The sequence below is a fragment of the Beijerinckia sp. L45 genome (assembly GCF_009765775.1).
Lineage (GTDB): Bacteria > Pseudomonadota > Alphaproteobacteria > Rhizobiales > Beijerinckiaceae > RH-AL1.
The window spans coordinates 1-19,716 of record NZ_LMUU01000136.1; the positions used below are offsets into that span (position 1 = coordinate 1).

Sequence of the window (19,716 nt, forward strand, 5' to 3'; positions counted from 1 at the left end):
TGTATCTACGTGGCGCCGCAATACTGGTGCGAAAGGGGAACCCCGCCAGCATTCAGGGCATCGCCGACCTTCTGAAGTCGGGGCATCGCATCCTCGTCGTCGACGGGGCGGGACAGCAAGGGCTTTGGGAGGACGTTTCGGGGCGCCTTGGCGATGTCGCCAGCGTGCGTGCGTTTCGCGCCAATATCGCAGTTTTTGCCAAGAACAGCGGCGACGCCAAGAAAGTTTGGCAGAGCGATCTGACGATCGACGCGTGGCTGATCTGGACAATTTGGCAGACTGCCAATCCGGACCTGGCAGACCAAGTCGCGATCGAACCCGAGCGCCAGATTTTTCGCGACATGGGCGTTGCCATGACCAGACGCGGCGAGACGCATTCAGAAACGGCAGCTTTCGTCGCATTCCTGCGCTCTGACGAGGGTGCTTCGATCTTCAAGAAGTTCGGCTGGATCGCCCCCTGAACTACTACGCCTTGCATTACAACGGAGAACACCGATGCATTCATCACACGATGCTCATCCAAGCCGCCGTCGCGTCATCGGGCAAGCTGGCGCGATGGGAGCGCTCCTAGCCTCGACGCCGGCATGGGCACAGGCCGTCACGAAACTTGGCCTGCCGAGCGGGCCGAACGAGCGCGAATTGACGAAAGCCTTTCCCGAGAAGGGCGAGATGATCTTGCAACGGACGCGGCCACCGCTCCTCGAAACCCCCTTCGCAGTCTACGATAAGGGGGTGTTCACGCCAAACGATCAGTTCTTCGTGCGCTGGCACCTGGCGACCATTCCGGAATCGGTCGACGTCGCGACGTTCCGTCTGAGCGTCACCGGGCATGTCGAGAAGGAGCTGTCGCTGTCGCTGGCGGACATCCTCGGCCTGCCGCGGTTCGACATTGCGGCGGTGAACCAATGCTCGGGAAACTCCCGAGGCTATGTTGCGCCGCGCGTCCCCGGCGCCCAGTGGGGTCATGGCGCAATGGGCAACGCGAAATGGACCGGCGTGCGTCTACGTGATGTTCTCGACAAGGCTGGCATCAAAAGCGGCGCGGTCCAGGTTCAATTCAACGGACTGGACGAAGGCGTGCTGCCAGAGACTCCAGACTTTCTGAAATCGTTGGACATCGACCATGCCAGCGATGGCGAGGTCATGATCGCCTATCAGATGAACGGCGCTCAGCTCCCGATGTTGAACGGCTTTCCGCTCCGTCTCATCGTGCCCGGCTGGTACTCGACTTATTGGGTCAAGATGCTGAACGCGATCACCGTCCTCGACAAGCCTGACGACAACTACTGGATGAAGACCGCCTATCGCATTCCCGACACCCCGGGCGCTAACGTCAAGCCGGGTGAAAAGGGCTTCAAGACCGTTCCGATCAACCGGATGGTGCCACGGTCCTTCATCACCAACCTGACAGCCGGCGCGCGTTTGGCGAGCGGCAAGCCGAGCGTCGTGCGCGGCATCGCCTTCGGGGGGGACTGCGGCTTGGAGACGGTCGAGTTGTCCGCCGACGACGGCAAGACATGGATGCCGACCACGCTTGGCAAGGACGAAGGAAAGTACAGCTTTCGATCCTGGCAGGTATCGTTCACGCCCTCGTCGGGCGGGCGGCAGGTGCTGATGGTCCGCGCCAAAAACACGGCGGGCGTCATGCAACCCGACAAGCCGACCTGGAACGGCGGCGGCTTCATGCTGAACGTCATCGAGGCCACAACGATTGTCGTGGCCTAACGTCGTGCGAAAGGATTGCAGCATGCTCAGAGCAACCACAGCGGCGGCACTAGTCCTCCTATCGGGAGCTTCCCTCGCGACGGCCTCCGAACCGTCGGTTTCGGCGAATGGTGTCACCTTGAGGTCGGTAACCATCACGTATCCCACCAGCAGCCGGGACTTTCCCGGTCCGGGTGCCGACGCGATCAACGCCAACTGCGTCACATGTCATTCTGCCGGCATGGTGTTCGTGCAACCGCCTTTGTCGAAGCAAGCCTGGACCGACGAAGTCACGAAGATGCGCAAGGTCTATGGCGCGCCGGTCGCTGAGGCGGACGTCCCCGAGATCGTCGACTATCTGGCAGCGCTCAAGCCCGGCCAATAGCCGCAATGATCGATGCCGCGGAGGCGTCCAAGCTTGTACCCGCCACGTTGCGTCAACCGGGTGCGGTACGATTTTGGATCGCGGTCTTCCTCACGGGCATCGGGACCGGCATCGGCGCGGCGCTCCTGACGTTGCTGCTGCAGGCCGTGCAGCATGTGATGTGGCTTGGCCCCGGCGCGTCGCTTCTGGACGCCGCGCAGCATGCAAGCGCCCAGCGGCACATGCTGGTGCTGATCGGAGCCGGTCTACTCACCGGCGCCGGGCAGCTTGTTTTGGTTAGGCTTTCCAGTGGCAACGGCATCGACATCAGTGCCGCGATATGGTTCGAGGCCGGGCGCCTTCCGCCGCTGCGAACGCTCGGCAGCGCCGTTCTATCCGTCATCATCGTCGGCATGGGCGCGTCGCTGGGACGTGAAGGCGCGCCGAAGCAGGCCGGCGCCGTCATCGCCAATGCGTTGTCTGACCGCGGCGGTCTATCGGACGAGCAGCGCCAGCTTCTGGTGGCGTGCGGCGCAGGTGCCGGCATGGCGGCGGCCTACGGGGTGCCGCTCGGCGGCGCGCTTTTCGCCCTGGAAGTGCTGCGTGGCGTATTGGCGCTACGTCTCGTTCTTCCGGCGCTCGTGACTTCACTGGTCGCGACCGCCGTCTCCTGGATGGCTCTCCCGGATGCCCCAACCTATCTCATCCCAGCCTACGAAAGCTCGACCTCGATCATCGTGTGGGCGCTCTTTGCCGGCCCTGTCGCAGGAGTCGTGTCGGTTGGGTATGTCCGCGTCATCGCTTGGGCGGACCGCAACAAGCCGAGAGGCTGGAAACGGCTTGTCGCGCCTACGCTAGCTCTCGGCCTCGTGGGGTTTGCCTCGATCTGGTTTCCGCAAATCCTGGGCAACGGCAAGGACGTCTCGCAGCTCGCCTTCACGGGACACAGCGCGCCTTTGCTGATGCTCATCCTTTTGGTCCTGAAGCCTCTCGCGACCGTGTTGTGCCTCGGCAGCGGCGCGCCCGGTGGCCTCTTCACGCCGTCCCTGACACTCGGGGCCTTACTCGGTGGCGTGCTAGGGTCGGCATGGACGCTGCTATGGCCCGGCGAACCCGCCGGCCTCTTCGCGGTGATCGGTGCGGCAGCCGTCTTGGCGGCGACGACGCAGGGCCCGATTTCCACGGTCGTTCTGATGATGGAGCTGACCGGGCGCGACCGCTCATTCATCGTGCCGCTCCTGCTCGCCGTCGCGACCGCGACGCTGGTCTCGCGAACCGTCGAACCTCGGTCGATCTACGACGCACGCCTGACAGATGCGCAGGTGCTTGCCCGGATCCGTTCGCGGGAGCCCGCTTCCGAACCAACCAGAAATTAGATTCGATCTCGTGGCGCGCAGCCGCGTTGAGTTTTGAAACGGAGCGCGACGTGCTGAACATCTTCGAGTCAAAAGGCAACCTTATCGTCCATTCCAAGGAGCCCTACAACGCGGAGCCGCCCCTCGATCGACTACGGTCAGCCTTCATCACGGCACAGGCGGATTTTTATGTTCGCAGCCATGGCAATATTCCACAGCTTGATGCCGACGAGCATCGTTTGGTGGTCGATGGCCTTGTTGAGCGGTCGCTGAATCTATCGATGACCGAGCTGCGCACGTGTTTTCCGCACCGCACGGTGACGGCCGTGATGCAATGCGCCGGCAACCGGCGTGCCGATATGCTTCAGGTCGCAGAGGTCTCCGGCGATCCCTGGGCGCCGGGTGCGATCGGTAATGCAGAATGGACAGGCGTTGCGCTTTCCGACGTTCTGCAAGCTGCCGGCGCGACAGACAACGCGGACCTTCATGTGGCTTTCGCCTCATGCGACGAGATCGAGATGGAAGGTGAAGGGCGCTTTTTGTACGGCGCATCCATTCCAATGGCCAAGGCGGTGTCCCCCGAAGTCATCCTCGCTTTCGCAATGAACGGCGAGGACCTTGCGCCAGCGCATGGCTTTCCCCTCCGCGTCGTGGTGCCGGGATTTGCTGGGGTTCGCAGCCCGAAGTGGCTCTCCCGGATCACTGTCCAGGCACAGCCGTCCGACAATCACATGCAACAGCGCGACTACAAGATGCTTCCCTCGAATGTCACCGCTGACACCGTCGATTGGACGAAGGGCGTCACGATCAACGATATGCCGATCAACGCAGCGATCTGCGAGCCGTCCCCGCACGCCACTTTGAAGCCTGGACTGACGACCATTCGCGGCTATGCGGTCGCGACCGCGCGCGAGATCGTTCGCGTAGACATTTCCGGCGACGGCGGAAGGACCTGGAGCCTAGCCGAATTGGAAGGATCCTCACCATGGAGCTGGACGTTCTGGCACGCCTCGCTGGATCTATCGAAGGGCGAGCACGAATTGGTTGTTCGAGCCTGGGACTCTGCCGGCCAGACGCAACCAGCAGCTCCTGACGATACCTGGAATTTCAAAGGTTACCTCAGCGCTGCTTGGCATCGCGTAAGAGTATCCGTCGTCTAATTGGTCCATGTGAGTCTGACGCAATCGCGGCGAGACCGTCCGCTATCCCTATGGTTTGTCTCCAGACTTGCCGTTCAGCAAACGGCCAACTGCAGTCGTAAAACTCGAGAAGGTAGGGGAGCGACAGCTCTGCTCCAAACATCATTCAGGAAGGGCCGCCTTCACCTGCTCGGCAAGAGCGCCGGCGAGCTGATCACCGATCAGGTTTGTTGCGCGGCGAAGTGGATCTGCATCCAAGTGAGCGTACCGTGCGGTCGTCGCCGGCTGAGCATGCCCCAAAAGCTTGCCGACAATCGGAAGGCCGAGGCTCGCGCCGGCGCCGATCGACGCGAATGTGTGACGTAGATCGTGCAGCCTCACGCCTTCCAGACCAGCATGGCGCTGGACTGCTTGCCAAGGCTTCTTAAGGTCCGAGCGAGGCCGATCGGCGCCGGCTCCAGGGATCACGTATCGGCCAGAACGCGTCGACGCTCGTAGGAGAGCAACGACCAAGGTGCTCATCACAATGGTCTTGCGCCCCGTCTTGCTGTCCGGAAGAAGCATGAGGCCACGGTCTAGATCCACGTGACACCACTCCAGGTGCAAGATCTCCCGGAGCCGCGCACCGGTGAAAAGGAGAAGGCGAATGGCGAGCACGGCCTCGGTAGGCAACACGGTGCGTCGGTCGTCCGGCTTAGGGAGATGCTTGCTGGCAGGTTTTTCGGTGTCCATCTTCCACGGCAGTCCAGCCGACTCTGCCAAGCGCAACGTCTCGCCAAGACGGTTCAACTCGTCCGTCGTGAGATAGCGCTCTCGAGAGGACTCGCGGTAGCGCTCAATACCTTCGGTCGGATTTGTTCCTTTTGGTACCAGTCCGGCCTTCCTTGCGAAGCTGTACATGCTTGCAACAATCGCCAGCACGCGATTGGCAAGATAAGGACGATTTCGCATGGACAAATGAAGTTGCGCGATCTCGTTTCGAGCGATGCCATCTGCAGCTCTTTTTCCAAACCGCGGGACCACGTTCTTGTGAAGGATCGCAGCGTACCCAGTAGCTGTTCTCGCCTTCCTCTTCGCCTCAACATGTTCGTTGATAAACGTGTCGACAAGGTCGTTAAGGGTAATTGCTAGTGCAGGGTGGGCCGCCTGTAAGGCTGGGTCTTGGCCTGCGGCCACTGCCCCCAAAATGGCTTTGGCACGGGCACGCGCTTCTTCAGGTGTGACGGGACCATGTCGGCCCAAAACCACAAATCTCTTTGGTGCTCCTCGACCAATGCCGCGGGGCCGGTATCTAACAACGTACGTCTTCGTGCCGCTTTCCGCGACGCGGAGTGCGAAGCCCTTCAGTTCAGAGTCCCAAAGGAAGTACCGGCCTGGCTGCGGCGCCGCGCTGTCCACCGACCGTCTAGTTAATTTAGTGGAGAACGACGGCATCCTTTCAGGCCTCCTTGGGTGACCATATGGTGACCACCTTAAAAGGATCATACCAGACCTAAAGGGACAAGACCATAACAGAAAACTGTTATTTTAGAAAGGGTTAGGAGCTTAGAAGGACGTTGGGGGACATGCTGGGATAAGGAGTCCCACTAATTGTGGATCAAGAGGTCCCCCGTTCGAGCCGGGGTGGTGGTACCAGCTAAATCAATGACTTGTCGTCCGGCCCAACTATTGGCTCTCTTGCAGGGTAACAGTGAGGGTAACGGACAAGCAGTGTCCGCTTGCTGACTTGCGAGACGTCCGCTATCGGGCCGCTTGAAAGCCGCGCTGCAAACCTGGCTAGATCTGGGTCGAGAGTTCGAAACTCATAAACACGCTAGGTCATTGAGCCGCGACAATCGCTTCCTACCCGATCCAAAGACGAGCTCTATAGTCTGACAGTCAGGTGGCCCTTGCCCGCGATATCCTCTTTTCAGATTGGAACCCGGAGGCCGTCTGCGTGACGCCACCGGCGCCCGATAACGTTGTATTCGGAAGGCTGAAGGGCAGGTCGAAGCGTTTGCGCGATCGCCGCCGGCTATCCAAAAGATTTTCGACGAGACTTCCGAACTCTTCGCGAAAGCGCTCGGCGCCAAAATCGCGCGACCGCCGTACGATAGCTTCGCTGTCAAACTGCATAGTTTCGAATCGAACGAGCGCCTCGACGATCGATTCAACGGTCTGTTCTCGAAAGAACGTGCCCGATACCCCTTCGACGACTGTTTCCGTCGCCCCGCCGCGGCCGAAGGCCACCACAGGCCTTCCGCCTGCCATGGCTTCCACCGGCACCATGCCGAAGTCTTCCTCAGCCGCGAAAACGAGGGCCCGGCAGCGGGCATAATGGTGTCTGAGTTCGGAAAAGGGCTGCGGTCCGGGGAGCGTTATGCTTGGACCCGCCAGAGAGCGGAGCTTTTGGAGCATCTCGCCGCCACCTAAAACAAGCAATTTCCACCCAAGGCGGTTGAAGGCTTCAATCACCAGCTCCGTCCGCTTGTAACCGACGAGCTCGCCGACCATGAGATAGGTGTCACCGACTTCATTGGGCTTGACGGTTTCAAATGCTGTCGCATCAACTGGCGGATAGATCACGGTGCTGCTTCGCCCGTAGTAGGTTTCGATCCGTTCGCTCACACATTGCGAATTGGCGACAAAATGGTGGACGCGACCCGCTGAAATAACATCGCACGTCCTGATATAGTGAGAAAGCGGCGGCATCAAAAACCGCGTCAGCTTCGATGCGGCATCGCGGTAGTCGTGATACATGTTCCAAATATACCGCATCGGCGAGTGGCAATAACAGACGTGCAAAGCGGAGGCGGGGGGGATGATCCCTTTGCTTGGTCCGGCCTCGCTACTGATAATCAGATCGTAGCCACGCAGATCGAGCTGTTCCAATGCCATTGGCATCAACGGCAGATAAGATTTGTAGCGCTTTCGAGCGGCCGGAAGACGTGAAATAAAAGACGTTTTGACGTTTTTAGATCTGATCAGATCTGAGACTGCGCTTGGGTCATAGACATGCGTGAATATATCTGCCTGCGGATAAATTCTACAAAGTTCTTCGATCACTTTTTCGCCGCCACGCATGCCGACGAGCCAATAATGAATAATAGCGACGCGCATGCAGCACACCCTGGTGAATCCCGGAGGCAAAGTGATCTGCCAATTAGCTATACATACTGCCACCCTTCATGCAGTATTTATTTCGAAAATAATTGCGCATGATCCAGTTCTGCCGCCGAGCATGAATTAATTCTAATAAAAATATTGTCGAATACGCTTGTAGATGACATTAAGCTAGCGGAGTGGAGCGTAAAGTATTTGGACCTTCAAGTAGGGGAGCGCTTTCGATGCTTTGGAACCAGCTTAATACGATGAGCAGTGTTGTCGTGCCGGCGGCCACCTTCTGCGAAGAAGACAAGCAGCTGGATTTGAAGACACAGCAGACAGGCGACACCGCAAAACGCGGCTTAGACGTGTGCGTCGTCTTGGCCGCCCTTCTGCTGCTCAGCCCGCTCATCGTTTTCATGGCGTTGAGTCTCCTGGTTCTTCAAGGCAGGCCAATCTTTATAAAGCACCGGCGTGTTGGGCGGGGCGGCAAACCGTTTCTGTGCTTCAAATTTCGCACGATGGTCGTGAATGGCGACCAGGTGCTGGCACGACACATCGCGAAAAACGACGATGCCCGCGTTGAGTGGGAAATGACGCGGAAGATCAAGAACGATCCCCGGGTGACGCCTTTGGGTCAGGTCTTGCGAAAGACCAGCGTCGACGAGTTGCCGCAACTGTTCAATATCCTGCGAGGCGATATGAGTCTCGTTGGTCCGCGGCCCATCGTCCGTGATGAAGTTGTCCATTACGGCACGAGCATCGAGCACTATTATAAAGTGCGCCCAGGCTTGACAGGTATCTGGCAGATCAGCGGGCGCAGCGATCTCTCATACAAATCACGTGTTAGTATGGATGTCGAATACGTCGAAAACCGCAATCTCACACGTGACCTGATCATCATCGCAAAAACAATTCCTGCAGTATTGGCTGCGCGCGGTAGCTGTTGATAGCAGGTGAAGTAGCGAATTGTATTCGGACCGAGTGTATCCAAGCGGCTAACCTTGCAAGTGGGCGACCCAAAAGCCTGGGGAGGCATAGTGGTGTATCCGTTCATGAACTTCCGTACCGAACCTCTGTGGGATGACGATGTCGGGTCGGGATGCTGGAGTTCGTTACGGGCGGTGAGAGACTGGAGCGATATTGGCGAGGATATGCTCCGCATCTATCCACGGCTCTTGCCGCGCAGCGGGCTCATCCCAAAACCTGTTGCCGATCGCATCGCGGAATGCGTCGCCGTCCTGGCCTGGCGGCTCTGCGGAAGCGATTCCGCGTCCAGCCCGCTACGAGCGATCAGCCCCTATGCCGTCCAAGAGGTCGGGCGCGCTAAAACGGCGGCCTGGTTTCCGCTTCAGACTCGGGGCTGGCTGGGATTCCCGAAGCGGTCGGAGTTCTGGACAAGTCGTGACGAGGACTTGAACGCGTTGAACCTTCTGGATGCGCTTCTATGCTCGATCAAGACCGAGTCAGTCGGACCTTTCAGCGAAGCGACCGCCGCCGAATTCGCATTCCGGACCGGCATTCATCCGGCTTATATATGGCCGGAGGCCTTGCTATCAAACCAGCTTTTTACGGCGGTTGGCTGGCTGGGCTACGTCGCGCGCGGTCGGGGTGCGCGGATGTCCCACGATATGGCGGAATATCTGCTCGACGTCCTACACGCAGATCATTTTGGCGTCGTCTGGGTTCATGACGCCAATCTTGATTATTATCTGAATGGCGATGGGATCAAGGGACGCCTTCTATACTGCGCCCGCCGAAGGCTTCGCGGACGCTCCACAATCTTTCACGCGAATCCGGCAAACGAAATAGCTTATCGGCGTGGTGTCGACCCGCCCAGCGCACCGGCCGGACAGTCTCGGTCACCATGAGTAATCTAGAGTCCTTCATGACGTTTGTAACAAAACAATCGGTCGGAATGGGGCGCTTGCTTCCGGCTTTTGTACCCTTCGCTTTCAGGACAGCATCGTGATCGATCCCGGAGAAGACATGACGGCTACGGGTGACGGTCTCGTCGCGTCAGGCGGTGGGCTTGCGGCTTCTGAACGCGACGCGACGGCGAGGCGAGGCAAGCCATCGCCGGCGCTGCGCGTTGCCGTCGTGTTTGCGACGCGAGGCCGTGCCGAGATCCTGGCGACGACGGTCGCAATGTTGGCCAGACAGACGCGGCAGCCCGACGAGATCTTGATCTCCGCCGTTTCGGCCGAGGATCTAGGCCCGCTGCAATTCGACAGTGGCGTCCGATGCGTTCTCGGTGAGCCTGGGCTCCCGAGGCAGCGCAATGCGGCCATTCGCGAACTAGGGTCGCGTGCCGACATCATAGTTTTCTTCGATGACGACTTCTTCCCCCATCCAGATTGGATCCGGGCAGTCGAACGATACTTTCTTGCTCATCCGAGTGTTGCAGCGATTACCGGCCACGTCGTTGCCGACGGGATTCATGGGCCTGGCCTCACGGTGCAGCAGGCCCTGCGGATAATGGACGAGGGGCTCAAAGGAGGCGTCCCTCTCACGGTGGAGCGGTATAGCCCTTACGGCTGCAACATGGCATTCCGCTTCGAGGCGATAAAAGATCTCTATTTCGACGAGCGCCTTGTTCTTTATGGATGGCTCGAGGATCGCGACTTTGGCGGCGCGCTTTTAAAGCGCGGTGGCAAATCGATCAAGCTGGGCACGGCAATCGGCGTCCATCTTGGCGCGAAGGAAGGCCGCGTGTCCGGGCGACGGCTCGGCTATTCTCAGATCGTCAATCCCTTCTATCTTCATCGTAAAGGGACGATGACGACCTTCAGTCTCGTGCAGCACCTGTTTCGCAATGTGACGAGCAACGTGCTTCGGTCAATCGCGCCAGAACGCCACATTGACCGAACAGGCCGGCTTTACGGAAATGTGCGAGGGGTCCGGGATTTGCTTTCCGGGATAATGGCGCCTGAGCGAGCCGAGTTTTTATAAATGGAAACGAGGCAAGCCATGGAGCGATTGCAACATCTCGAGACCGCCAATGCCACTGGCGGCTCGATGTCGAGCCATCAAACGACTTCGCCCCATTTCGACATGCGCGCTCTGGCGGCTACCATCAGGCGGCATTCAATCAGCTTGATTGCCTGGATGTTGGCTTGCTGGTTTTTTGCCGGTGTCTACATCGCCATCACTCCCGCGGAATTCACCGCTGCGACCCAGATCATCTTCAAGCCTACGCTGAGGCAGAGAACAACGGCGGACAGCGACAACGCGCAAGCGACACTTGACTCGGCACAGGCCGATAGCCGTCTGCAGGTGATCAAGTCTGAGCGCCTGCTAAGGCTCGTTTTCGATACGCTGCATCTTGGTCCATCGCCATCGGACCAACCGCCGCCCAAACCGTTCTACCGCCGCATTCTTGCCCGTCTCTTGGGTAGGTCCGACCCGACTCCAAGCGAACGCTATACGGTCGCGTTTCTGGACTTCATGAATCGTGTCGCCGTGCGCCGGATAGGATTGTCATATGTTGTCGAAGCATCCTTCCGCTCGACGACGGCGCTGCAAGCGGCACACGTCGCAAACAGCATCACCGCCGCATATATTCGTGACAGTGTTCTTTCGGGGCAGCGCGACACGGAAATGCTCCAACGTCGGATTATCGACGTCAAAGACGAAAACTTGCAACTGCTCGACGCGATCAGAAACGGCGAAATTCCTGCGGTTGACTTTGCCGATGCTGATGCGCGCGTCATCAGCGCGGCCATTGTGCCTCTTACGAAGTCATACCCGCAATCGACATTGATCGTCGTCTTCGCGACGGCTCTCGGGCTGCTGACCGGGTTGTCCGCTAGTCTCGTCAGGCACAATACCGATCGCACGATCCGCACCCGTCGCGACGTCTTCAAGGTTCTTGGTCTCCGATGCTTGGCATCGATTCCCGGGCCGCCGCCTTCGCCCTTTTTCCGAAAGAGGCGAGAGGTGGCCGTGGGCAAGTCCTTTCGGCCTGAACAGCTTGCCGCCTTGAGCCCGGTGATTGCCGAGATCGCCGCGCCGAAGCTGCTCGGCGGGAACCGTGCCATTGGAATCGTATCTTTGTGCAGCGGTGAAGGGACGAGTTGGGTCGCGTATAATTTGTCGATCCTGCTCGGAAGCTACAGGGAGAACGTTGTGCTCGTCGATGCAAACGGTCCCCGACCCGCATTGAGTAAAATGCTTGCCGCCAATGAAAAGAGAGGCTTCGGTGACGCTGTCCTGCACAGCGATCCTATCAATTCTCTCTTGCATGTCAGCGTTGCCAAGGGTGTGCGTTTCGTGCCCTTCGGCGATGCCCAATCTGCTCATGCGGAGATCTATCCGGCCTGGAAGGTGAAGTTGATTGTCGACGAACTCAAGACCTTCGGCCACGTCCTGATCGACTTTCCTGCGATCACTGAAACATCCTCTCTCGGCATCGTCGGTCGGGAACTCGATGGCGTCATTTGCGTCGTGGAAGCGGGTCGTTGCGCGAGCGACGATGTCAACGATGCGATCCAAATCCTCAACCTGGCTGGCGTGCCCCTGATTGGCGTCATCTTGAACAAGACGGTCGCGCCGATGAAACGCGCGCGCGGCGCATTCGAATTGGACACGTCTAGTGACGACACACGGGGTGCCGCAGTCGGTTTCTCGGATGTTCCAAAGCCGGGCGACGCCTGTGCCGGTTTTCCAGTCCGCTAGACCTTTCGCTTTCGCGCGGTCCAAGCGCGGGGCGGACGTCAGCGCAGTAGCTGCCAGAAGGACCGCGCGATGTCGGTTGAGGTCATCGGGGTTATAACGTTGGTTGCTGGGTTCGCGAGCCTCAGGCTCGACCCGCGGGTCGGCTTTCGAATTCTTGTCGTTTCGATGTTGCTTGGATCGGCTGCCGCGTTCGTGGTTCCGGGATTAGGCACGATCCAGCCTGCCCATCTCATGCTGGGCTTCGTCCTGACCCTGGGGCTCGGCAACCCGGCGATTCGGGCCGGCTGGACCCGTTATGCGCGTTTTCCGGATTCGGGTTTCTGGCTTCTCTGTACCCTCGCTTACTGCATCTTCTCGGCCTATTTCCTCCCGCGATTTTTCGCGGGAAGCGTGGATGTCAACGCCGTCAGTTCCGCACAATACGTCACTGGCATGTTCCGCATTCCCTTGCTTCCATCGAGCGGAAATATCACCCAGAGTGTCTACTTCATCGGCGACGTAGTCTGCTTTTTCGTGTGCTGTTCTTTCGCCGACAGCGAAAAAGGGTTTCGATCGCTGACGGCATCGCTGATGGTTTACGCCATCGCCAATATCGGTTTCGCTTTGCTCGACATCGGATCTTCGCTCGTTGGTGCGTCGTTTTTATTGGATTTTATCAGAAATTCGACATACGTGATCTACACAGACTCTACCGTCGGCAATATGAAGCGTATTATTGGGTCATTTACTGAAGCATCGGCGTTTGCTAACGCGACGATCGCAATATTCTGCTTTTCGTTGCGGCTGTGGCTGGGAAATGTTCATGGCGGATGGGCACTTTTTTCCACTCTCGCCTCGTTCATATTGGTCGTCATGTCGACATCCAGCACCGGCTATGTCGCACTTCCGATATGTATTTTCATAATATATATGGGTTCGCTGATGCGCATAGGGGCTTTGCGCGCAGCCCAAGCCGATATTGTTTTCGTTATTTTCATACCGCTTGTTCTTATCATTGCTGTATCGGCGATATTATTAAGTCCGGATCTCTGCGATGCTGCGAAAGGCCTTCTCGATACCTTCATTTTCAATAAAGGTCAAAGCCAATCCGGCATTGATCGAGGCCGAATCAACGTGGAAGGTTTCCAGACCTTTATAGATACAAATGGATTGGGCGCCGGGGCTGGAAGCGTGAGGGCCTCCAGCTTCATAATCGCCTGCTTCGCCAATCTCGGCTTCATCGGGACTGCGCTTTTTGCCGGCTTCATCATTCTGATGCTTACCGCACCGCATTCGGGCGATGAAGAATTCATTTGCAGCGCCCGCGGCGCGGCGCGTTGTGCCTGCATCGGGCTTTTGATATCCGGCTCGATATCGGGCGCACTAATCGATCTTGGGCTCCCGTTCTTTGTCTTGGGAGCTCTTTCTAGCGCAGCTCCCACTGCATCCGCACGCGCACTCGTGTTGAACGAAAGATCTGCCAGCGTCGGGGCCTTGCGAGGGTCGACGGCATGAAGGTCTTTATTGCCGGCATGCTAGGGGCGCTCTGTACCGAGTGCATTACGCTAGGGTTTCTAACGTTGCCCGAACCCAATCGCCTCACGAAACGCCTTTTGGGTATTCCTTCCGAGTTGTCAGGCCCCCATCAATACGCCATCGAGCCTCACGAGGATGCATTGATCAGCGGTTCTATGGATTTCGCCTATTGCGCCTTAAGCCGGGTAGACCGCACGAAAGGTGGGTGCCTCCTGTCTCGACGCCGAGACGGCTGGCATGTCAACGCGACCGAGGTCGACCTCGGCGGCACGTGTGCTGTCACCTGTCTAAAATAGTCGAATGCCTCAGCGGTTCAATTCCTGCGGGGTCTCCTTGAGCCGCGGGAGGGACGCAACCTCGCCGGCCGCCAGATCGACCGTAGACGTATCGTATCGATGATGTTCGGACAGGATGACAGCCTCCGAACCTCATCCCTGTGGCTTCGTGACCATGCTGTATGCGCCGTCCACAGCCCGCCCGTGCCGTTCGAGAGTTCTAACGCCATGCTGGATCCAGCGCGCCAGGCCATTTCGTCCACATTTGATAGAACCTCAGCGTTTCCAACTTTAGGCTATGCCGCTATGGTTTCGAGGTGCCACGCGTCTACGATAGCCGTCGGCCGGCGTTATGCATTTGCTGAATAGTGAGAACGCTCGATCCGGAGGTCCGAATGTTATACTTAGGTATCGGCATCGTCGGCGTTGTTTCGGCGCTCTTCCTTCCGATCGGCGTTTTCATCGCGATGCTGGTCGTCTCGGCAAGCTTAGGCGTCGGTATAGCCCTGTTTTACGGCGGAAGCGTCGCCCACGCGTTGATCGACGGCATCTTGTGCCTGATCTGCGCCCAAATCGGTTATGGGGTCGGGCTCGTGTCAAGAGCCGAGGTCGCTCGGCGCTCCGTGGAATCCTCTAGACGAAAACGGGAGGCCGTGGAACCGCAGACCGCCGCGGACCCTAGCCTGCTAAAGCCGACCAATCAAAAATAGGCATCCTGTTCAATCTGAAGGACACGCTTGCGGATCGGCTGCGACCCCCAGAAAGGCGTTTCGACGAGCTGCTTGTACCGTTGCTGAAGCATATACTTCAGATAGCGTAATGGCTTGATGCCGCTGCGGAGGTTTTCCAGTTGCGGAAACTGCCTGATCAGCTTTGTGTAGGGCTCAAACCAGTTTCTGCCCCACGGCGCGAAAGGTCCGTCCCAGGGTCGCGGATTCGACATGAAATGGTAAACACGCGGTTCGATCAAGGTCTGAAACCCAGAGTTGAGAAAAAACGCTGGGAAATTCCACTTGTAAGACATCGTGAGGTAGTCGTCGCCGAAGGCGATGTTGAGCGGGTCTTGATCCGGAAATCTGAACCCGTGATTTCGATCGCCAGAGACGCTCAGAACACGAGAACTGGTTTCTGGCCAATCTTCCAGATTGAATCGAATGACGCCCGAATTGAAATATCGCCGAGCCGAGGCAGCGGGCAGCCCTATCGAATGCAGATAAGTCTCCTCATACTTCGTGTTCCGCTCTTGATATTCGATGGACATCGGATCTCGCGCTGCCAAAAAACGCCCCTTCGGAATCGAAACCTGCAGCAGCGGGTCAAGACTTCCGCAGACCTGCGTATCGCCGTCGAGGTACAGCACGGATTTGTAACGCCTCTCGAGAATCCGGTGAACGAAAAACCTTGCAAAGGAAATCGGAAGGCCGTCGAGGACGTCTGCGGAAACTGACATGAACCGGATGCCGTGGGCGTCGCATATTGCCCGATAGGCATCGGTCGTCGAATCACTCGGGCCGACGCATAATATGATGACGTCGCCCACGGCGTCTGTACAACTACGCCTGGCCTGCAAAGCACTTAGCAAAGTTGGAAAGAGGTAGCCGGCGTTGACAATGTAGCAACAGCACGCACTTACCACTTAAATGCTCCGATCACGGCAAAGAGAGAATATACAGTCGTTAAAACCATACCTACCAGTCCTCCAAACAAGACGCAAAATTAATTCCAATATAATTTACGAAATTAAGGTCTGCATGCTACAGCCGTAGAAGGGGTATGCGGCACAGGCTTTGCTCCAAGATCCGCCGCGTTCATTCCACGACCCGAAGGGCATAAATGCGTTTGAAGGCGAAAGAAATCGGTGGCTTGTCCCCAGTCGACGATAGGATCGCTCTGGGCTATCGCGCCACAGCGATCATCAGGCCGAGTCCGGATGCGCCGAGATGAGCGGGCGTTTCGTGAAGAATACACTGTACGGCAGCTTGACCGCGCTCAGCACGACATTGGGCGGATTTGTCGTCAACGTCATTGTGGCTCGGCTTCTAGGTGTATCGGAAACCGGGAGTTACACATTCGCGATATGGATCGTCGCGATCAGTTCGACCGTTACCGGCGCCGGCCTTCCTTTCACGCTCACGCGTTATCTTCCTGAAATTGCCGATCGGCCCGGTGCGACGTCGCCCCTGGGACTTGCGCGCTTCCTGCTTCCGCGAGCGTTCATGCTTAACGCTCTACCGTCGCTTTTGGCCGGCTCTTACGCCATATGGTTGGTATTAAATCCAATATCGGACGCGGCGACCGTCAAGAGCGCGGGGATCGAAGACCCGGTTTGCTGGCTGCTCATCGGATTATGTTGTTCTACGCAGGCTATCGCGGACTATGCAAAGGGTTATTTGCGTGGTGTCCATCACCTCGACCGGGTCGCCAGACTGAGCACGGGCGGCATCTGCATCCAGCTTTTTTGTATGGCGATTGGAACGGCGATGTTCGGCCTTCGCGGTAGTTTGGCCGGCTATTTTCTCGGTGGCGTGCTGCCTATCATTGCGCTACGCGATCTGCGCGGTATCGAGGGACATGCCAGTGCGGAACTTCGTCGTCGCATCTCGATCTATGCCCGCTACCGCTGGGCCTCCGAGATAGCGTCGGCTTTCGTTTTTTCTCGCGTCGAGATTTTCTTCCTTCAGTTGACGGCCGCCGCGCCGTCGGTCGGACTGTTCGCCGCCGCCTTAACGATTTCGAACCTTGCGGCTCAAGGACCCCTGATGTTGACCTGGGGGCTTCTGCCCCATTTGACGGAACAGTTCAGCCGGAACGACCTCGATAGTTTGAAGGCGACCTATGCCGCGGCAACGAGGCTTCTGGCGTTTCTGGTCTTTCCTTGTTGCTTTGGACTTGCGGCGATCCTCCCTGCGCTTCTGCCGGTCCTCTACGGTACGTCTTTTAGCGGAGCGGGCCCGGCTGCCGCTATCCTCGTATTGGGAGGATCGTTGACGGCAACATCCGCCATCGGCACTAATGTCATCTGGGCGATGGAGAGGAGCCATATCGATTTGTATTTCGGCCTCATCGGCGCGGCATTCTCTATCCTTGTCGGCTTTCCTCTTATCGCGCATTTCGGACTGCTTGGCGCCGCCGTTGCCCGCGTTGCAACGCAGGGGCTCGTTGTCGGGCTCGGTGTTTGGTATATTGCAAACCGCCTGGGCTTCTCTTTACCCTGGACCGGCCTAGCGCGGCTTGCCGTTTCGGCCGCTTTCTGCGCTCTGATCGCTCATAGCGTCCTTTCGGTTTTCCACGGCATACCGGGATTGATGCTGGCAATTGGGTCTGGCGCCGGAGCCTATATCTTGGCGGTCAGTATCACCGGCGCATTGGATGGCAGCGACGTCGAAAGAATGAGCAAGGCATTTCACCGCCTCCCGCGGCCGCTCGGTTCGATCGCGCGCCGCTTCGTAAGCTTTGCCTTTGGCTGAGGGCAGTTTCAGACCGATACGTGGTGGGAAAGATCGCTGACGTGATTGCCCGCGCGCGACCAGGCAAGAAGCCGAGCGGGGTTCTGGGTTTGGTCTCGCACGAGGCGTGGTTCACGGTCCTTAAATCGTGATCAGTGCCTCCGGGATAAGGATCAAGCAGATTCGGTGTTGAACGCCTACGGCAATGTCTGGACCCGCTTGCGGTTTTTGCGAATGTCATCCAGCCGTTCGAGGCCGACGTTTCCATCGTGCCAAGCACAGCATCTTCCTTGCTATCGAGATCAGTATTGATATTAAAAAAAAGAATAAAATTGGCTATCGTTAATATCAGGCATTTAATGCGATGAAGTCGATAATCTCCAAAGCCGACGTGGACGTTACTTGATCTTCGTCGTCCTCCGATCTTGCAAGACCTAACGAAAGCCTTGATGCGATCTCGGGGAGCTGAAGAATATGCGTATCCTGCATCTGGTAAACCATACCGGTCGCTTCAATGGCAATGTGCACGCAGCCGTGGATATCGCATGCGCGCAGGCGCAACTCGGTCACGATGTCGCCGTTTGCAGCGGCGGCGGCGATTTCGACGAAGTCTTCCGCCAAGCCAACGTGAGAGTTTTTACTTACGATAAACGTCGTAGCGTTTTTGCCTTGGTGAAAGCCATCATGCGCTTTTCGCGGCTTATGGGAAAATGGAAACCGGATGTCGTACATTGCCACATGGTGGCGTGTGCCGTCCTCGCCTATCCCGCTTGCAAGTGGCACAGGAAGCCGCTCGTCACGACCATTCATAATGCGTTCGAGCGTGCGGCAGTCCTCATGGGTATCGGTACCAGGGTCATTGCCGTCAGTGCGGCCGTCGGTAAGCAGATGCGCTCGCGGGGGATCTCGAGCAAACGACTGCGTGTCGTTCTTAACGGGACGATCGGGTCTCTACGGTATCCCGAGCGTTTTCCCCTACTGCCTGTCGTCCAGCATCCTGTTGTCCTTTACGTTGGCGGTCTGCACCCTCGCAAAGGTGTGGCCGATCTGCTGAAAGCGTTCGATATTTTGGACCAAGACGGGAGCGGCGCGCATCTCTATCTTGTCGGCGAGGGGCCTTGCGAAGCGGAGTATAAGGCTCAGGCTAGGGCAATGGACAGCGCGCCGCGCATTCATTTTTGTGGCGCCAATCGTGATCCCCGCGGGTTTTTGCAAAACGCAGATATCTTTGTCCTGGCGTCGCATTCCGATCCTGCCCCGCTGGTCTTGTCCGAAGCGCGCGAGAATGGTTGTGCCATCATAGCGACGAATGTGGACGGCGTCCCCGAGCTATTGGAAAACGGCGACGCTGGGTTGTTGGTCGATGCTAAGTCTCCGGAGAAGCTAGCAGACGCGATGAAGTGGCTCATTTCGGACGTGACGAGGCTTGCGGAATGGCGGCAACGCAGCCAACTCAATATTGGCCATCTCTCGCTGCACCGCGTCGCCAGAGAAACCGTTGACGTCTATCGGGAGTGTCTCGGTTCCTATCACGTCGAGGTGAAGCCCGGCGCCCCATCCTTTTCGCTGCCGACAACCCATAATAGTCGTTCGCCATGGGATCGCGATTTGCACGTCCATAACTGTGCAGACGAGCCATGGCCGTGAGCGGCCCAACGAGCCGTTTTGGATCTGCACAAGAAGCACATCCTGCCGATCATGCGACCAGCGCTGGCGCAAGGCCGTCCCAACGCTCATGCACCCAGGAAGACGACGTCGTTACGGGGCTGCAGTGCTTCAATCCTCCGGCACCCCGCGGACCCCAGCCCGCAAACTTTTGAGGCGGCCCGTGATGAACATCGCGTGGAGTTTGATGAGCACGTTGAAGGGGGCCCTTTCATCGGCTTCGAAGCCCGAGGAGGGACGACTTCCTGCAACTTACAATTGGCAGGTGTTCACACGGGAGCCTTATAGCAAAGTGCCCGTTTCGATGGCCGACGGCTCGATCTCCGAATCACGCTATCTCGCCAAGCGAAGGATTAACGGCGTTCTGGAGTACAGGTGCGCGACCCGTGAGGAGCAGGTGAATGAAATCGTCGCTCAGCAACTCTTCGACCTCGTGGATCGATGGTCGCATATCCCGGAAAACGTGCGGCTCGGCGACGGCAGGCCAGAGCG

At 58.0% G+C, this 19,716-nt stretch carries 16 protein-coding genes; 13 read left to right on the forward strand and 3 right to left on the reverse strand.

Translation table 11 applies throughout. The features are described from left to right. From GSQ79_RS14195 to GSQ79_RS14215, 5 genes are all read left to right on the forward strand, one after another. A partial coding sequence (locus tag GSQ79_RS14195) for a substrate-binding domain-containing protein (RefSeq protein ID WP_158809355.1) occupies positions 1 to 461 on the forward strand: 461 nt, incomplete at its 5' end. 94 nt (positions 462 to 555) lie between these two features. Next, positions 556 to 1,725: a molybdopterin-dependent oxidoreductase gene (locus GSQ79_RS14200; RefSeq protein WP_246725332.1), complete on the forward strand. Its 1,170-nt coding sequence runs from the start codon at positions 556 to 558 to the stop codon at positions 1,723 to 1,725. 22 nt (positions 1,726 to 1,747) lie between these two features. Beyond that, positions 1,748 to 2,089, forward strand: coding sequence for a cytochrome c (locus GSQ79_RS14205; RefSeq protein WP_158809357.1), 342 nt, complete (start codon positions 1,748 to 1,750; stop codon positions 2,087 to 2,089). Between the two features lie 5 nt (positions 2,090 to 2,094). Further along, a complete protein-coding gene (locus tag GSQ79_RS14210; RefSeq protein WP_210253090.1) occupies positions 2,095 to 3,444 on the forward strand; it encodes a chloride channel protein in 1,350 nt (449 codons plus the stop codon). Positions 3,445 to 3,494: 50 nt separating this feature from the next. Continuing rightward, positions 3,495 to 4,583: a molybdopterin-dependent oxidoreductase gene (locus GSQ79_RS14215; RefSeq protein ID WP_158809358.1), complete on the forward strand. Its 1,089-nt coding sequence runs from the start codon at positions 3,495 to 3,497 to the stop codon at positions 4,581 to 4,583. A 141-nt stretch (positions 4,584 to 4,724) separates the two neighbouring features. Here GSQ79_RS14215 and GSQ79_RS14220 read toward each other — a convergent pair whose 3' ends face one another. Further along, on the reverse strand, positions 4,725 to 5,996 hold the full coding sequence (locus GSQ79_RS14220) for a site-specific integrase (protein WP_158809359.1): 1,272 nt from the start codon (positions 5,994 to 5,996) through the stop codon (positions 4,725 to 4,727). A gap of 444 nt (positions 5,997 to 6,440) precedes the next feature. Next, positions 6,441 to 7,661, reverse strand: a complete 1,221-nt coding sequence (locus tag GSQ79_RS14225) for a glycosyltransferase (protein WP_158809360.1) — start codon at positions 7,659 to 7,661, stop codon at positions 6,441 to 6,443. Between the two features lie 251 nt (positions 7,662 to 7,912). On the opposite strand from GSQ79_RS14225, the gene GSQ79_RS14230 reads away from it, so the two are divergent. From GSQ79_RS14230 to GSQ79_RS14250, 5 genes are all read left to right on the forward strand, one after another. Then, positions 7,913 to 8,596 (forward strand): sugar transferase, encoded by a 684-nt coding sequence (locus GSQ79_RS14230; protein ID WP_246725335.1) that lies wholly within the window; start codon positions 7,913 to 7,915, stop codon positions 8,594 to 8,596. Positions 8,597 to 8,701: 105 nt separating this feature from the next. Beyond that, positions 8,702 to 9,517 carry a hypothetical protein gene (locus GSQ79_RS14235; protein ID WP_158809362.1) on the forward strand — a complete coding sequence of 272 codons (816 nt, stop codon included), beginning with the start codon at positions 8,702 to 8,704 and terminating at the stop codon, positions 9,515 to 9,517. A 97-nt stretch (positions 9,518 to 9,614) separates the two neighbouring features. Beyond that, positions 9,615 to 10,598, forward strand: coding sequence for a glycosyltransferase family 2 protein (locus tag GSQ79_RS14240; RefSeq protein WP_246725333.1), 984 nt, complete (start codon positions 9,615 to 9,617; stop codon positions 10,596 to 10,598). An 18-nt stretch (positions 10,599 to 10,616) separates the two neighbouring features. After that, on the forward strand, positions 10,617 to 12,323 hold the full coding sequence (locus GSQ79_RS14245; RefSeq protein WP_158809363.1) for a Wzz/FepE/Etk N-terminal domain-containing protein: 1,707 nt from the start codon (positions 10,617 to 10,619) through the stop codon (positions 12,321 to 12,323). A 69-nt stretch (positions 12,324 to 12,392) separates the two neighbouring features. After that, complete coding sequence (locus GSQ79_RS14250) at positions 12,393 to 13,817, forward strand: hypothetical protein (protein ID WP_158809364.1); 1,425 nt, start codon at positions 12,393 to 12,395, stop codon at positions 13,815 to 13,817. Positions 13,818 to 14,813: 996 nt separating this feature from the next. Here the strand turns inward: GSQ79_RS14250 and GSQ79_RS14255 are convergent. Beyond that, positions 14,814 to 15,653 (reverse strand): glycosyltransferase, encoded by an 840-nt coding sequence (locus GSQ79_RS14255; protein WP_158809365.1) that lies wholly within the window; start codon positions 15,651 to 15,653, stop codon positions 14,814 to 14,816. A gap of 400 nt (positions 15,654 to 16,053) precedes the next feature. Here GSQ79_RS14255 and GSQ79_RS14260 point away from each other — a divergent pair, with 400 nt between their 5' ends. From GSQ79_RS14260 to GSQ79_RS14270, 3 genes are all read left to right on the forward strand, one after another. Next, positions 16,054 to 17,580, forward strand: a complete 1,527-nt coding sequence (locus GSQ79_RS14260; protein ID WP_158809366.1) for a lipopolysaccharide biosynthesis protein — start codon at positions 16,054 to 16,056, stop codon at positions 17,578 to 17,580. A 453-nt stretch (positions 17,581 to 18,033) separates the two neighbouring features. Next, positions 18,034 to 19,206, forward strand: a complete 1,173-nt coding sequence (locus tag GSQ79_RS14265) for a glycosyltransferase family 4 protein (RefSeq protein ID WP_158809367.1) — start codon at positions 18,034 to 18,036, stop codon at positions 19,204 to 19,206. 184 nt (positions 19,207 to 19,390) lie between these two features. After that, on the forward strand, positions 19,391 to 19,716 hold a 326-nt coding region (locus tag GSQ79_RS14270), incomplete at its 3' end, for a hypothetical protein (protein WP_158809368.1).